Source organism: Petrocella sp. FN5, from assembly GCF_029210395.1.
Classification (GTDB): Bacteria; Bacillota; Clostridia; order Lachnospirales; family Vallitaleaceae; genus Petrocella.
This window is the reverse complement of the sequence record NZ_JARGDP010000059.1, coordinates 1-15,632: the sequence shown is the minus strand read 5'-3', so window position 1 is coordinate 15,632 and position 15,632 is coordinate 1. Positions and strand designations below refer to the sequence as shown.

Here is a 15,632-nt window from a genome sequence, read left to right as displayed (position 1 = left end):
ATCTATAGTGCTAAATTATTACCTTTAGTTGTAGGACAAGCACAATACGCAACTGGAGGGAGGTTGAAATTGCTATGTCTAATGTAACGATTAGAGACAACGAAACTCTTGATAGTGCTCTTAGAAGATTTAAGAGAAACTGCGCTAAAGCAGGTATCATGCAAGAAATCAGAAAAAGAGAACATTACGAAAAACCTAGTGTTAAACGTAAGAAGAAGTCAGAAGCAGCTAGAAAACGTAAATTCTAATATAATTGAATAGGATGGTTGAATGAGTTTAAAAGATCAATTGTTTCTGGATTTAAAGGAAGCAATGAAGAAAAAAGAGACTCTACGCAAGAATACGATTCAATCCATACGTACAGCAGCTCTTCAGATGGAAAAAGATCAGAAGATCGAAGTTTCGGAAGAAGATTATGTAAAAATCATTGCAAACTTGGTTAAAAAGCGTACAAGCGCCTTACCTGAGTTTGAAAAGAGTGGTCGTTTAGACCTCATCGACGAATTGAAGTCAGAGATTGAAATTCTCATGACTTACTTACCTAAGCAATTATCTGATGATGAAGTCTATGAGATTGTATCGAAGACAATTGAGGAACAAAAAGCCACATCCATGAAGGATATGGGAAAAGTTATGGGTATTCTAACGGAGCAGTTATCCGGTAAAGCAGATACCAAACTGGTAAGTCAATTGGTCAAAAAGCGTTTAAGTCAATAGAATAGTTAAACTAAAGCAGTGCTGTGGATATCCATGGCACTTTTTTATTCTCAAGGAAAGTCATACAAAAAGCATCAAAAGACTGGTCATCTAAAACATAATTATGTTAAAATAGATAGGCGCCCAACTTTTATGGGTACAATGGGAGGTTGTCGATGGAAAAAAACGAAGTACTGGTCAATATGCCTCACGATTTGATAACTTTGGTTTTTGGTGACTTTGATGTTAATATTAAACATATTGAAAAGGCATTAAAAGTCAGTATAGTCAATCGTGATAATGATATAAGAATCACCGGTCAAGAGGTCGATGCAATCAAAGCCAGAAAGGTACTTAAGCAGCTTATGAAAAGTAGCCTTAAAGGTGTAGAGATTAATGAACAAATTGTCAATTATGCTATAGAAATGATTCATAAAGAAAAAGAAGATGTACTGAATCAAATCAAAGATGATTTTGTCTGTATGACCATGCGTGGCAAATACATTCGTGCCAAAACGGCAGGTCAAAACGCCTATATTGATGCCATTAAAAACAAGATGATTGTTTTTGGAATCGGACCGGCAGGTACCGGTAAGACTTATCTTGCAATGGCCCATGCAATTACAGCATTTAAGAAAAAAGAGGTAAACAGAATTATAATGACCAGACCTGCGATTGAGGCTGGTGAAAAACTAGGTTTTTTGCCAGGTGATTTACAAAGTAAGGTGGATCCATACCTTAGACCTCTCTATGATGCACTCCATGAGATTATGGGGGCAGATGCTTATCAAGCCAACATGGAAAAAGGCCTAATTGAAGTGGCCCCTTTGGCATATATGCGAGGTAGAACTTTAGATAATGCTTTTATTATATTGGATGAAGCTCAAAATACCACTCCTGAACAAATGAAGATGTTTCTTACAAGAATTGGATATGGTTCTAAGGCCATTATTACTGGTGACATAACCCAGAAGGATTTACCGGAAAATAAGGTTTCCGGATTGGAAGTGGCCAGTCGAATCCTAAAAGATGTTGAAGAAATTGGCATAGTTCAATTAACCCAAGCAGATGTGGTGCGTCATCCCTTGGTACAAAAAATTGTGAATGCCTATGAAGTTTATGAGAAAAATCAGAAATCTCATAGAGAAAAGCATAAGCCGAATATGAACACAAAAAAACATTACGGAAAGTAGGGGGTATGGTGAAGCTTCAAATTAGAATTAGAAGTTTGTTGTTGATATTGGCGATGTTGATTATGCTGGTACTTATGAACTTCTCCATGGTTTTTAATCAGTTAGAATTTGGGCTTATTTTTAGTCGGAATTTAATGATATTAAGTTTGATGACCCTGTATGGCTATTATTTCTTTTTATTTCATAGAAGGATTCCTTTTAACCAAACAATTTTCTTGATTCTTATATCGACATCCTTATGGACGGCATCTGTTTTTTTGGGAGAAACATCGTTTTTGTTTATGCCGATTCTAGTTGTCGTTATGCTCATTGCCATCAATATTGATCAACAGCTTGCTATTATTACCCACTTGTTAGGTGTTGCTATTATCGGTATTGTTTTGGATTTACCACTCCTATTTTACTTATTTTATCTACCTATTGGTGTTTTTTCGGCCCTTGTCATCGTGGCGGTAAAAGAACGAAGAAAAATCGTCTATGTAGCCGGGTTAACATCGGTCATTGGTGTTTTGTTCTATATTCTTGTGGTCTTTATGATGGGATTAGAATTGAATATGAATGAGCCTATATTGGTGTTTGCCAATATAGGGTTGACCATTCTCCTTGTTATAGGATCGATGCCCTTATGGGAAGTGATCTTCCAGTTTGTCACACCAACAAAATTACTTGAGTTGATTAGCGAAGATCATAAACTACTTCAAAGGTTGATGGAGGAAGCACCCGGCACCTACCATCATTCCAAAATGGTAGCCAACTTGGCACAAAGAGCAACAAAGGCTGTAGGAGGAGACGCTGCATTAACAAAAGTCGGTGCACTCTATCATGATGTGGGTAAGTTAAAAGATCCGGAATACTTTATAGAGAATCAAAATGGTGGTCCTAATCCCCATGATCAGATAGCGGCAGAGTCCAGTGCCCAAATCATTATTGAACATGTGGCTTATGGGGTGAAATTAGCAAAAGACCACAAGTTACCCAAAGTTGTCGTTGAGTTGATTAAAGAACATCACGGGACATCTCTTGTGGGCTATTTTTATCACAAGGCCAATCAATATGAGGATGGTATTGTATATGGCGAAGCTGCTTTTAGATACCCGGGTCCTAAGCCAAGTACGAAGGAATCTGCCATTATTATGCTAGCAGATTGTGTAGAGGCATATGTTAGATCCCTTGATGAGGAAGATCGGCATTTAGAACGTATCAAGGAAATCATTAAAGAAATATCGAATCAAAAGTTTATGGAAGATCAATTAGATGCATGTCCACTAAGAATGAAAGAATTACCTCTCATTGCAGAAGCCTTTATTCAAGTTTATAATGGTATGTATCATGAGCGGGTAAAATATCCTACGAACAGGTGATGCGTATGAGTGTATATATTGAATGGTTATATGGTGATCAAGAGACGGCCTTAAACCCTCTTATTGAAGATGCAATAAGATATAGCCTAACTTATGAAGGTATCAGTGAACCGGTTGAACTAAGTGTTACGATTATGTCCAACGATGAGATTCAAGAGATTAATCTGGATCAAAGAGGCATGAATAAGCCGACGGATGTTCTGTCTTTTCCTATGGTAAATATTATGATAGGCGAACAATTTAGTCAATCTATTAAGCATGAACCTAAAAATCCTGAGACCGACGAAGTGTATGTGGGTGACATTGTGATTTCATGGGACAAAGTATTAGAACAAAGTAAGCTCTATGGGCATAGTAAGGAGCGAGAGCTAGGCTTTTTAGTTGTACATAGTATGTTACATCTAATGGGTTATGATCATGAAACAGAAGCAGAAGAAGCCATAATGATTCACAAACAAAAAGAGATTCTAGAGGATATGGGGATGAAACGATGAAAAACAGAAACCTAAGGTCGAGTTTTTCTCATGCTTTTAATGGTATTATTCAAGCATTTAAAACAGAGAGGAATGTCAAGCTTCACACTTTATTTGGTTTGCTTGTCATATTCTTTGGTGTCTATTTTAAGATTAGCATTATAGAATGGTTGATTGTTGTTTTAACCATTGGCTTTGTAATTGTAGCAGAGTTGCTTAATACGGCAATTGAATATACCGTTGATATGGTCTGCGGTAAAACCTACAATGAGCTAGCAAAGTATTCTAAAGACATTGCAGCAGGTGCTACATTAATTGCTGCTATTGTTGCAATAATTATTGGTGCCATTATATTTATACCTAAGCTCTTATCCTTATAAGATGAAAAATGACTTATAGCGTTACTGAAAATAAGACTAAAATGAGACTAAAGGAGTCAAGTATGAAAAAGTTAATATGTGTATGGGTTCTAATGGGGTTAATAATCCTAACTGTAGGTTGCGGTAAAGAAGAAGCCATACCGGAGCCTGAGATTGTTGAAGAAGCCCTTGAAGAGGAAGAAACTGAAGAAGTTGAAGAGATTGAAGAAGAAGAAGAAGTGGATTTAACAGGTAAAGCATTGAATCCATTAACAGGCTTATATATTGATGAAGACGTGATAGACAGACGTCCTGTGGGGATTGTTATCAGTAACATTCACAATGCAATTCCTCAAATCGGGATAGAGGAAGCGGATATTATTTATGAAACCTTGGTTGAAGGTGGCATCACCAGACTATTTGCAGTTTATCAGGATTTTACAGGAGAAAAAATAGGACCGGTTAGAAGTGCCAGACATTACTATTTAGATTTTGCCTTTGATTTTGACGCTATTTTTGTTCATATAGGTGGTAGTCCTCAAGCTTATAATGCCATCAGAAATCTTAGATCCCCTAGCTTGGATGGGATGTCTTCTGGCGTGGCTTATAAAGACTCAAGTAGAAGAAGTCCTCATAGCACCTATGCGACTAAAGAAAGAATTATGAAAACATGGGAACAGAAAGGTTACAGAACCGATAAAGACCCTTCATTTATTAATAAGTTCGACTTTTCAGAAGAAATTAAGTTGATGGAACCAGAAAAAGTGGAAAAAGTCATATTGGATTTTTCCAATTATCATTATGCTTGGTTTGATTATGACCCGGAAACCATGGTGTATAAAAGATATCAGTATTTGAATTATAAGAAAACCGGCACCGGCGAACACATAGATGACGGAACAGGTCAGCAGTTGACTTTTGATAACATCATTATTCAATTGGCAAATATCTGGACGATTAAAGGTGATTCTGCAGGACGTATGGACATGAATTTATTAACAGAAGGCGAAGGATATTATCTGACGAGAGGTGAGATGGTGCCTATTACATGGATAAAAAAAGGTCATAATGAACCGACCAAGTATTTTGATGCGAAGGGTGAACCTCTTATCATGTATCCTGGAAAAACGTGGATATCTGTTTTTCCAACTAATCGTACTGAAAAACTACTTTTTGAATAGAAAGAGAATAGAGGCGACTATGACGAACGAAAAACTAATACAAATGGCTTATGAAGCCATGGAAAATGCTTATGTACCATATTCTAAATTTCAAGTGGGTGCTGCTTTATTAACCAAAAGTGGTAAAGTTTTTAAAGGCTGCAATATTGAGAATGCTTCTTTTGGTGCAACCAATTGTGCTGAAAGAACGGCTATTTTTAAAGCCATTTCTGAAGGTGAGAAGGCATTTGTGAAACTGGCTGTGGTGAGTAACAGTAAACAATTTACCTATCCTTGTGGTATATGTCGTCAAGTCATGAGTGAATTCATGATGGATGCCGTTTTACTTTTTGATGATCAGGATAAAGGCATTATTGAAATCCCTATGACAGAAATACTGCCTTTTAAGTTTGATTTATAAATAAAGAGATAGGAAGATGGGGATGGGTTATGGTTTCAACTAAAAAAGCATCCAATCATATGGTTGTTCAAGGTGGTATCCTTGCCTCAGCTTCATTGATTGTACGTCTAATCGGTTTCTTTTATAGAATTCCTCTGGTGAATATTCTTGGGGAAGAAGGTATGGGGTACTACAGCAGTTCGTTTGAGATTTACTCTTTTATGTTGATTATATCATCCTATGCTTTGCCGGCAGCATTGTCCAAGATTATTTCTAAGAAAATTACACTAAAAAAATACAAGGAAGCCCATCAGATTTTTAAGGCGGGCTTGCTTCTTGGTGCCTTTGTCGGTCTAATTACGTCATCCATTATGTATTTTCAAGCGCATAACCTGGCATCGTTTATTGGCTCTCCCGGTAGCGTACATGCTATGAAAGCGTTGGCGCCGGCCTTATTGATTTTTTCTATTCTTGCTGTCTTTAGGGGCTATTTTCAAGGTATGAATACAATGGTTCCAACGGCAATATCACAAATCATTGAACAGGTCTTTAACGCCATATTCAGCCTTGTTATGGCTTATGCCTTACTAAGTCAAGGCGTTGCCTTCGGAGCGGCTGGAGGTACCCTAGGAACGGGTATAGGTACACTCTTTGGCTTGCTGTTCCTTGTATTTGTTTATAGAATGGCCAGGCCGTATTTCGGAAGACGCATGGCTAATGATCGTGTGTCTACTGTTGAGGATGGTTTGTTCGACTATTGGCAGATTATTGTTATGACATCAGTCCCTATGCTAATAGGATCGACGGCTTACAATCTTTCTGGTCTTGTGGATACAGTACTGTTTCAACGGGGACTTTTGTTTCAAGGCTATGAACCGGCTTTTGTAGCAGGTCAGTATGGGATATTGGCTTCTAAGTATAAACTGATTCTAACCTTGCCCATATCTATTGCATCTGCACTTGCAGCGGCATCCATACCGGGGATCACTGCCCTTATGGCTAAAAAAGAGTATAAAGCAGTGCAACACCGAGGAAAACAGGCCATCAAGATGGTACTATTGGTTTCTATGCCGTCAGCATTTGGTTTAGCTTTTTTAGCAGAACCTATTCTTAAGATGCTTTTTGGCACTGAAAACATTGAAATCGCCTCTTTACTCATGAGATTGGGTGCTATGACAGTTGTTTTTTACAGTGTATCGGCCATCTGTATTGGTATTTTACAGGGGCTGGGTATGATTCAGGTTCCGGTACGACATTCTCTAGTAGCTCTTGGCGTTAAAGTTGTTTTTATGTTTGTATTAATATATGCATTTGACTTTGGACTTATTGGTGCGGTCATATCCAATATTATATTTAGTGGATTAGTGGCTACTATGAATTATTTGAGTATTGAAAAGAAAATTCATTTGAATATGGATTATAAAATATCTGTGCTGTATCCTCTAATTGCAGGTTTGATGATGGGTCTAATCGCCATGATGGTTCATAGGATGATTATGGCTGTAAGTCATTCGAATGCCATTGCTACATTGGTAGCCATTATGGTTGGTGGATTATTTTATGTCATTTTGCTTGTGAAAATCGGTGGTATAACAGAAGCAGATTTATTAATTTTCCCAAAAGGTTCTAACCTTGTAGCTCTAGCAAAAAGATTAAAATTGATGTAGGTGATAAAATGGGTAAAAACAAAGTAATTGTTATAGGGGGTGGGGCATCGGGCATAATGGCCGCTATAACCGCTGCACGACTGGGGCAAAAAGTAATTTTATTGGAACGTAAAGACCGTATTGGCAAAAAGATATTGGCAACCGGTAATGGACGTTGTAATATTTCAAACAGATGGATTGAGAGAAGTCGTTTCCATTCAGACAGTCAAAATTTATATGATCAAATATATCCTCAGTTTGACTTAAGTAAAACCTTAGATTTTTTTGAAGAATTAGGTGTCCCCATTCTAGAACTTGAGGAAGGGAAGCTCTACCCTTACTCACTTCAAGCTGCTTCGGTTGTGAATGTGTTGCTCTATGAGCTGGACCGTCAAAAAGTACAGGTCATGTGTAATGAAGATGTGGTGCATGTGGATACAGGTCAACGGTTGGTGGTTCATACCAAAAAAAATAAATATTATGGCGATTATGTGATTCTGGCTGGTGGTGGAAAATCTACTCCTGACCTGGGTTCTAACGGTAGTGGCTATCAAATAGCGAAAAAACTGGGAATGAATCTAATCGAACCTTATCCTTCTCTGATTCAACTTGAATCGGATTATGCCTATCTTAAACATCTTAAAGGAACCAAAGTAATGGCCAAGGTAGATCTGGTTGTTGATGAAGTACATCTTAAGAGCGCCTATGGTGAACTTCTTTTTACAGATTACGGTTTATCCGGACCCCCAATATTAGATGTGAGTCGGACCGCTGCTTTAGCTATTAAGACACATAAAAAGAACATTGAAATTCATGGCGATTTAGTGCCCTTGCTTAACAGAGTTGAGTTGGAGGAGATGTTATTAAAGCGCATCGAAAGAATGTCCTATAAGGTATTGGAAGATTTTTTTGTTGGCTTACTTCCTAAGCAAATGATTATCCCCTTAATAAAAGACTGTGGTATGAATCCAAGGGATAAAGGGGCACAAATCACCTCTAAGCAACGAGAAATGATTGTAAATTGGCTCAAAGCCTTTAGGCTTAGTATTACAGGAACCAGGCAATGGAATCAGTCACAGGTTACTGCTGGAGGCGTTGATTGTCGTGAAGTGGATGCAACAACACTCACATGTAAAAAATATCCTAATGTCATCCTATGTGGAGAGATACTGGATATGGATGGGGATTGCGGTGGGTTTAACCTACAATGGGCATGGAGCTCAGGACATGTAGCAGGCCGTAGTGCCGGTAAGGAATAATAATATGGGTTATTATAGAATCGAACAAATAAAAATGCCGTTGGATCATGATGTTGATGATTTATATAAATTGGTCAAAACGATTTACGGGCTTGAACCAAAAACTGAGATTAGGATTATCAAGAAATCAGTAGATGCAAGAAAAAAAGAAGCCATAAAAATAGTTTATACCGTCCATGTTGTGATGGCAGCATCCACCAATAGAAAATTATCAAAGTTGACATATATAGAAGAAATGCCATCTTATGAATTAAAAGGCCCAATAAAGATACCAAAAAAAAGACCGGTGGTTATCGGTGCCGGTCCTGCCGGTCTTTTTGCAGCGCTTATACTGGCAGAACAAGGGGCTAGACCCATATTACTTGAGCGTGGGCGACCCGTTGATGAGCGGATTAAAGATGTAGAGACTTACTTTGAAACCGGTAAACTAGACGTAGAATCTAACATACAGTTTGGTGAAGGGGGCGCCGGAACGTACTCGGATGGAAAAATTAATACAGGGGTAAAAGACAAATTCTATCGAATAGATAAAATATTAGATACCTTTATAGAAGCTGGTGCACCTGAAGAAATCCGTTATGTGAATAAGCCTCATATGGGCACAGATTATCTGATTCAAGTCGTTAAAAACATGCGCCTTAGAATCATTGCACTGGGCGGTGAGGTTCATTTTAACAGGAAGATGACCGAACTGGTCATTGAAGATGGCGCCATTTCAGGTGTCAAAGACCAGTTCGGTCATCTCATTGCTACGAATCATGTGGTTTTGGCCATTGGACATAGTGCAAGAGATACCTTTTTGCGTCTAATCATCGATGAGATCCCTATGGAGAAAAAAGCTTTTGCCATCGGCTTGAGAATAGAACATCCCCAGGAGATGATCTCGAAGAAACAATATGGAGTAGGTTATGATCATCCTAACCTGCCTGTAGCGGACTATAAGCTAACCTATCGAACAGGTCAAGGACGTGCTGTTTACACTTTTTGTATGTGCCCAGGTGGCTTTGTGGTGAACTCAGCTTCTGAAAATGGTCATGTTGTGTGTAACGGTATGAGTAATTTTAAGCGAGATGAAGTCAATGCAAACAGTGCATTGCTGGTCAATGTACTGCCAGAGGATTTTGATGGCGATGATTTGATGGCTGGTGTACATTTTCAAAGAAAATGGGAGAAAAAAGCCTTTGAAATTGCCGGTTCAAATTACAGCCTACCCGTTCAAAAATTGGACGACTTTATGAATGGTAGAATCACAGCAGCTTTTGGAAGTGTTCAGCCCAATATTAAGGGTCAATATACCATGACGGACTTGAATCAAGCCTTACCTGACTTTGTAGCAGAAGCTCTAAAAGAAGGGATTCAAGCATTCGGCAAGAAGATTAAAGACTTCGACAGAAAAGATGCGGTTCTAACAGGTGTTGAGACAAGAACATCATCACCCATACGAATCTTAAGAGATGAAGCCTATATGAGTCCGGTCAAAGGCTTATATCCTTGTGGTGAAGGGGCCGGTTATGCAGGTGGTATTATGTCGGCGGCACTAGATGGTATGAAGGTGGCGGAGTCGATATTATCTATGAATTTGGTCCCATGAAAACCCTTCCATGACATGTATGACTACGGCCTCCGGTTGGCACGTCCTGTGCCAAAAGTCGGCAAGCAACATCCTGTTGCTTAGCTTAAGTCACACACGTCATTCCAGGAACTTCATGGTCGGTGTTGGCAAAGACAAATTCAGAACATAATATCTACACTAATTAAGAGTTTATGTATGCGTAATAGGAGAAATTATTGTCTCAAGTGAGTTGAATATGAAGTTTTATAAATCATATAAATCACTGTACTTCTTTAACAAATAATCTGTAAAATACTTTGGATTGAAAGGTTCACCAGTAGCGATTAGAAGGATTTCTTCCGGCGTCTTGGTCGACCCGTATTTGTGGATTTTATCGGCTAACCAGTTTTTTATTTGAATAAGCTGATCATCAGCGATGGCTTTGTTCACATCAAAATCTTTGTTCATAGCGACTTCAAACTGAGCGGCATAAGCACTACCAAGGGCATAGGAAGGGAAGTATCCAAATAAGCCCTCTGACCAGTGAACATCTTGTAAGACGCCTTTGGCATCAGTATCTGGCCTTATGCCTAGATAATTCTGATAAAGCGCGTTCCAAGCACGGGGCAAATCTTTTGCGTTTAACTTGCCTTCAAAAATCTGCTTTTCCAGCTCGTATCGGATCATAATGTGCAAAGCATAAGTTAACTCATCCGCTTCAATACGGATTAGAGTGGGTCGAACATAATTGCTGGCTTTGTAACAAACTTCAGGATTAGCCTCTCCCAGTTGGTCCTTATATAAATCTTGCAATGAAGGGAAATAAGTCTCCCAGAAAACACGTGAGCGACCAACATTGTTTTCATAGATTCTAGATTGAGATTCATGAATACCCATGGTGGTTCCGGTTGCCAATCGACTGAACCCTAAAGCCGTATCAATGTTTTGTTCATATAATGCATGGCCACATTCATGTATGGTACTGTAAATGCTTGAGAGAATATTGTCTTCGTAATAATGGGTCGTGATGCGAACATCATCTTTGGTGATATTCATAGTAAAAGGATGGACGCTTTCGGCTATGATGCCGCTATCTTTATTGAAACCCAGCTTCTCAAGTAGTAAGTCGGAAAAATCTTTTTGGTTTTTGACATCGTATTTTATACCTTCAAAAGGAGAGCTTACAGTGACGCCACTGTCTTTAATCTTCTGAACAAGTGGGACAATCACCGCTCTTAAGAGGTCGAAAAATTGATCAGCGATATCTACCGTTAGACCCCTTTCATAGTCTTGGAGTAAGGTGTCATAGGGGTGTCCTTCTTTGTTTCTATACCGGATGTATTTTCTTTGATAATCGATGACTTTTTGTAGATAGGGTTCAAAGATGGAATAATCATTTTTCTCTTTTGCTTCTTCCCATGCATCTGAAGATAAGGCTTGTAGACCTTTAAATGCAGCGTACTCATCTACGGGAACACAGGCCACTTTATCATATTCTTCTCTAAAGAATTGGAGTTTAGATTTTTCCAGATCATTCAAGTCACTTTTTGTAGCCTCCAGATTTGAAAGTACCTGATGGATGTTTTCATTTACCAATGTGTTATAATAGAATTCAGAGAGGTGAACAAGGGTTTCTGATCTTCCATTTACAGCATTCTTAGGTGCTAGTGTGGCTGAATCCCAGAATATAAGGGCTTCTGAAAAGCCTAGAGCACTTAGGCTCTGATCTAATTTTTCCAGCTGTTCTATAGGAGTTAGGTCTTTAGTCTGTGTTGTTGTAGATGTCATAAAGGTACCGCCTTTCTATGTGCATTGTTATAAAATTATTTTAACATAGGTTTAGGTATCAAAACTATATAAATTAATGTAAATTTGTGAAACTTAATTTTGACGCTTTAACCACAAATAAAAATGATGAATGGAACAAAAATCGACTAATTACGTCAGAATGATTATAATAGATAATACTGGATACATCAAGGGATATAGGAGAGAAAAAGGAGAGATTGACGATGAGAAGATTTAAAGGATTAAAGCTTGGGATTATAAGTGTACTGGTGATGGTACTTGTTTTGTCCGCATGTGGTACTCAAAAAAGTAGTATGAAAGAGGATTCAGTGACCAGTTCAAATGAATCCGGTTTTATGGACTATGGTGAAAGTGCACCTGCAATGTCGCAAGAGGCCAGAGAAGAAGCGGGTATAGAAATGGAAATGACCGTTGAAGAATCAAAAAGCTTTGATGGCGGTGAATCTGTACCTGAGTCAATGGTCATCAATGAACGAAAAATCATAAAAACCGGCCATATGTCCATTGAAACCCTTGAATATGACGAAACCATAACATCCCTCAAAGAATATATAGGCAAATACAATGCTTATGTGGAGGGTTCGGAAAGTTATGGTGGTCAGATATATGAAAGTGGTGCCCAAAGAAGGTCCAGTCGTTATAGCATTAAGGTACCCGCGGAACAGTTTGAAGCCATGTTTGAAGAACTTAAAACCTTAGGTCAAGTGCTCAATGCTAATGAAGGCCGTGAAGATATTACCAGTCAATTTGTTGACATTGAATCTAGACTGGAAACACTTAAAGTACAAGAGGACCGACTTTTAGCGATTCTAGAAAAATCAGAAAAGCTTGAAGATGTGATTCAACTGGAATATGCTCTTCAGAATGTTCGATATGAGATTGAACGGTATACAAGTAATCTAAGAAATATGAGTGATAGTGTCCGGTATTCAACCATACATGTTCATATTCAGGAAGTTTTAAAACCGACGATTATAGAAAAAGAACCGATTACCCTTGGAGAACGGGTAAGCCAAGGTATTAAAAATACATTGTCAGATATCAAAGAAGGATTTGAAGATTTTATTGTCTATGTTATAGCCAACTCTCCATATTTGCTATTTACAGCTTTAATGATCTTCATAGGTATTAGAATCTACAAAAAAAGTATTAAGAAAAGCAAAACGATGAAGCAAATTGATGCCGCTAAGAAGGATGATGATTATTCCAATCTATAAGGCATCATGAATCTATACAGTTCGCACATATAAATTGGTAGGTTTTACTTTTGGTATTAAGTAGAACCTACCTTATTTTAAGCCATTAATGCATTTTTTTTGTTACTAATCATGAAACTTCTTAAAATAGACTTAAATGATTGATTAGGTTCACGTATTGTTGTAAAATAAAACAGATTACATCATGACATGGGAGTTGTGGATATGACGGACAGAAAAGCGTTGATTAACAAAAAAAGAATCGTTGTTAAGGTAGGTTCGTCGTCTTTGACGTACAAAGATACAGGACATATCAATTTAACGAAAATGGAAAAACTTATTCGTCAACTGGCGGATATGAAGCACAGTGGTCTAGATGTGATCTTAGTTTCATCCGGTGCTCAGGCAGCAGGGATTAGCGTATTGAATCTAGATAGCAAGCCATTAGAGATGGATAAAAAACAAGCTGTTGCATCGGTTGGACAGGCATCCTTGATGCGTATGTATCAGAAATTTTTCAGAGAATATAATATTATTGCAGGACAGGTACTGATAACAAAAGATATTACGATGGAAGAAAAAAGTAGAAATAATGTTGTTAATACATTTAATGCCTTGTTGGATTATGGAACCATTCCTATTGTTAATGAAAACGATACAGTCGCAACAGATGAGATTGAGTTTGGTGACAATGACACTTTGTCAGCGATTGTTGCCACCTTGGTTAAAGCGGATTTATTGATACTATTATCAGATATTGATGGTTTACATACGATGGATCCTATTCGTTATGAAGAAGCTGAATTGATTCCCAAAGTCATGGAAATCAATGGTGATATTCTTAAAATGGCAACGGGTTCAAGCACCCTTGTTGGAACAGGTGGTATGGTAACAAAGCTTCAAGCAGCGATGATTGCAAATGAAGCACACATTGATATGGTCATAGCCAATGCAGATCGCCCTTATGTTCTGCTTGATATTCTTGCCGGTGAAGATGTTGGAACATTATTCAAAGCGCAATAAAAAGGAGGTTTGAAATGGATCAATCTCAAATAGAACGTATTAATTATTTAGCCAAAAAGTCAAAATCAGAAGGTTTGAATGACCAAGAAAAGGCTGAACAGCTCGTATTGAGAACAGCCTATATTGAAAGCTGGAAAAATGGCGTCAAGGCAACTTTAAGTCAAGCAAGTTTTGTAGAAGCCGATGGAAGTATAACGCCCATCAGAAGGAAAAGTGATGGATAAGACAAACTATAGAGCAAAACATTTATTTATAAGACAACAGATGTATTTTTCAGATGTGAATCGTAAAAGTGAGAAAATCGCCAAACGCATTCTAGAAGCGGATTTTTTCAATCAATCCTGTAATGTTTTTGGGTATATTGCAATGAAAAATGAAGTAGATTGTCTTTTTGTAAAAGACATGGTCAACCATAGAGGTTATGATTTCTTAGTACCAAGAGTAATAGATAAAAAAGAAATGGCTTTTTCGCCCTATATCGGGCCACAACAGTTAAAACAAAGTGCCTTTGGTGTTATGGAACCAAAGGTTGGAAGTGCGGTCTATGAGCCAAAAGAAGGCGATTTAATTCTTGTACCGGGTTGTTGTTTTGATCTAAAGGGCAACCGAATAGGATACGGTGGCGGCTATTACGACAACTATCTGAATGCTCACCCGGGTCTTATAAAAGTTGGATTAGCTTATGAAAATCATCTGGAAAATCAACTTCCATATGAGAGCAAAGACCAAGTTATGGACTATATCGTCACAGAAGATCGTGTGATTAAAATCAGAAAAAAATAAAAAATATTATAAACAAGCGATCTTTGAATCAATAAGAAGGTCGCTTTTTAATACATTTCCAGGAGCTAATAGGCGTATCTGACCTCTTTGATTATTTGCACTCAATATAAAGTTTACGTTAATTAATTCAAAATTATTTATCAGGTATATATAGTGTTATGTTGCTTTGTATAGTACAATTATGACGAAGGTATAAAGTCTCATAAGTGGTTAAAAGGTCAAAACTAAGTTTCACTAATTTCACACACAGTGTATGTGAAAATTTAACTATATAGTTTTGATGCCTTAACCATAGTTATACTTAAAAATATAATTTTAGGGAGGAATATAGATGAAATATGATTGGGTAGATGCGTACTGTTTAGAAAAGATAGGCACAGTAAAAGATTATAAAGTGGAGTGGGAAGCCACACGTTACTTAATAGGAGATAAGATGTATGTAATGATCGGTACCAATAAAGAAAAGAAACCGATTATAACTATTAAATGTGAGCCAATATTCGGTCAGTCTTTACGTGATCAATATTCAGATATTATTCCTGGGTATTATATGAATAAGACCCATTGGAATTCTGTGTTTTTGGAAGGAGACGTGCCGGATGATATCCTAAAAACCATGTTGGATATGTCCTATGATCTTGTCTTTAAAGCTTTGACACAGAAACAACAAAAAAGTATTCTTGAAAATGAATAAATGCTCAAGCTATACTCATGAAGCAATA

Annotated in this window: 17 protein-coding genes; 16 read left to right on the top strand and 1 reads right to left on the bottom strand. The window is 37.7% G+C overall.

The features are described from left to right. Positions 1–74 precede the first annotated feature (74 nt). From rpsU to P0N36_RS11955, 11 genes are all read left to right on the top strand, one after another. Positions 75–248 (top strand): 30S ribosomal protein S21, encoded by a 174-nt coding sequence (gene rpsU, locus P0N36_RS12005; RefSeq protein WP_125135675.1) that lies wholly within the window; start codon positions 75–77, stop codon positions 246–248. 22 nt (positions 249–270) lie between these two features. Beyond that, positions 271–717 carry a GatB/YqeY domain-containing protein gene (locus P0N36_RS12000; protein ID WP_275843093.1) on the top strand — a complete coding sequence of 149 codons (447 nt, stop codon included), beginning with the start codon at positions 271–273 and terminating at the stop codon, positions 715–717. A gap of 155 nt (positions 718–872) precedes the next feature. After that, positions 873–1,889, top strand: coding sequence for a PhoH family protein (locus P0N36_RS11995; RefSeq protein WP_275843092.1), 1,017 nt, complete (start codon positions 873–875; stop codon positions 1,887–1,889). A 5-nt stretch (positions 1,890–1,894) separates the two neighbouring features. Beyond that, positions 1,895–3,250: an HDIG domain-containing metalloprotein gene (locus P0N36_RS11990; protein ID WP_275843091.1), complete on the top strand. Its 1,356-nt coding sequence runs from the start codon at positions 1,895–1,897 to the stop codon at positions 3,248–3,250. Positions 3,251–3,255: 5 nt separating this feature from the next. Next, positions 3,256–3,744, top strand: a complete 489-nt coding sequence (gene ybeY / locus P0N36_RS11985) for an rRNA maturation RNase YbeY (RefSeq protein WP_275843090.1) — start codon at positions 3,256–3,258, stop codon at positions 3,742–3,744. Further along, positions 3,741–4,103 carry a diacylglycerol kinase family protein gene (locus tag P0N36_RS11980; protein WP_275843089.1) on the top strand — a complete coding sequence of 121 codons (363 nt, stop codon included), beginning with the start codon at positions 3,741–3,743 and terminating at the stop codon, positions 4,101–4,103. Before ybeY ends, P0N36_RS11980 begins: the two co-directional genes overlap by 4 nt. Before the next feature lie 62 nt (positions 4,104–4,165). Further along, a complete protein-coding gene (locus P0N36_RS11975; protein WP_275843088.1) occupies positions 4,166–5,263 on the top strand; it encodes a DUF3048 domain-containing protein in 1,098 nt (365 codons plus the stop codon). Beyond that, a complete protein-coding gene (locus P0N36_RS11970; protein ID WP_442957191.1) occupies positions 5,151–5,663 on the top strand; it encodes a cytidine deaminase in 513 nt (170 codons plus the stop codon). Before P0N36_RS11975 ends, P0N36_RS11970 begins: the two co-directional genes overlap by 113 nt. Before the next feature lie 29 nt (positions 5,664–5,692). Further along, entirely contained in the window at positions 5,693–7,309 is a 1,617-nt protein-coding gene (locus P0N36_RS11965) for a putative polysaccharide biosynthesis protein (protein WP_275843086.1), read from the top strand. Positions 7,310–7,317: 8 nt separating this feature from the next. After that, positions 7,318–8,547, top strand: coding sequence for an NAD(P)/FAD-dependent oxidoreductase (locus P0N36_RS11960; RefSeq protein WP_275843085.1), 1,230 nt, complete (start codon positions 7,318–7,320; stop codon positions 8,545–8,547). Between the two features lie 4 nt (positions 8,548–8,551). Further along, positions 8,552–10,138, top strand: a complete 1,587-nt coding sequence (locus P0N36_RS11955; RefSeq protein WP_275843084.1) for an NAD(P)/FAD-dependent oxidoreductase — start codon at positions 8,552–8,554, stop codon at positions 10,136–10,138. Positions 10,139–10,363: 225 nt separating this feature from the next. Here P0N36_RS11955 and P0N36_RS11950 read toward each other — a convergent pair whose 3' ends face one another. After that, on the bottom strand, positions 10,364–11,887 hold the full coding sequence (locus P0N36_RS11950; RefSeq protein ID WP_275843083.1) for a carboxypeptidase M32: 1,524 nt from the start codon (positions 11,885–11,887) through the stop codon (positions 10,364–10,366). Between the two features lie 224 nt (positions 11,888–12,111). On the opposite strand from P0N36_RS11950, the gene P0N36_RS11945 reads away from it, so the two are divergent. The 5 genes from P0N36_RS11945 to P0N36_RS11925 all read left to right on the top strand — a co-directional run bounded on the left by P0N36_RS11945 (position 12,112) and on the right by P0N36_RS11925 (position 15,604). Next, a complete protein-coding gene (locus P0N36_RS11945; protein ID WP_275843082.1) occupies positions 12,112–13,125 on the top strand; it encodes a DUF4349 domain-containing protein in 1,014 nt (337 codons plus the stop codon). Positions 13,126–13,323: 198 nt separating this feature from the next. Further along, positions 13,324–14,127: a glutamate 5-kinase gene (gene proB / locus P0N36_RS11940; RefSeq protein ID WP_442957190.1), complete on the top strand. Its 804-nt coding sequence runs from the start codon at positions 13,324–13,326 to the stop codon at positions 14,125–14,127. A gap of 14 nt (positions 14,128–14,141) precedes the next feature. Beyond that, positions 14,142–14,351, top strand: coding sequence for a DUF896 domain-containing protein (locus P0N36_RS11935; protein WP_275843080.1), 210 nt, complete (start codon positions 14,142–14,144; stop codon positions 14,349–14,351). Then, positions 14,344–14,910, top strand: a complete 567-nt coding sequence (locus P0N36_RS11930) for a 5-formyltetrahydrofolate cyclo-ligase (protein WP_275843079.1) — start codon at positions 14,344–14,346, stop codon at positions 14,908–14,910. Before P0N36_RS11935 ends, P0N36_RS11930 begins: the two co-directional genes overlap by 8 nt. Positions 14,911–15,241: 331 nt before the next feature. Further along, a complete protein-coding gene (locus P0N36_RS11925; protein ID WP_275843078.1) occupies positions 15,242–15,604 on the top strand; it encodes an MmcQ/YjbR family DNA-binding protein in 363 nt (120 codons plus the stop codon). Positions 15,605–15,632 lie beyond the last annotated feature (28 nt).